Consider the following 279-nt stretch of genomic DNA (forward strand, 5'->3'; position numbering starts at 1 on the left):
GTTGTAGGGGAACTGCACTTCCATGCCTTTGGATTTGCCAATCCAGTTGCGCTGCATGGTCTTGACCTGCTCAGGCCAGCCCGGCAAGTCGTCGAGGCTCGACAAGAGTTCATCCGCATAGGCGGTGATCTTGAAGTAATACATCGGGATTTCGCGCTTTTCGATCAGCGCGCCGGAGCGCCAGCCGCGACCGTCGATCACCTGTTCGTTGGCCAGTACGGTCTGGTCGACCGGGTCCCAGTTCACGGTGCCGCTTTTCTTGTAGATCACGCCTTTTTC

1 pseudogene is annotated in these 279 nt (G+C 57.3%); it reads right to left on the reverse strand.

The annotated features are described in order from the left end of the window. Positions 1-279, reverse strand: a pseudogene (locus tag AC0L3U_RS39295) (leucine--tRNA ligase); the annotation flags it as partial.

The sequence above is a fragment of the Bradyrhizobium sp. Kon69 genome (assembly GCF_055807515.1).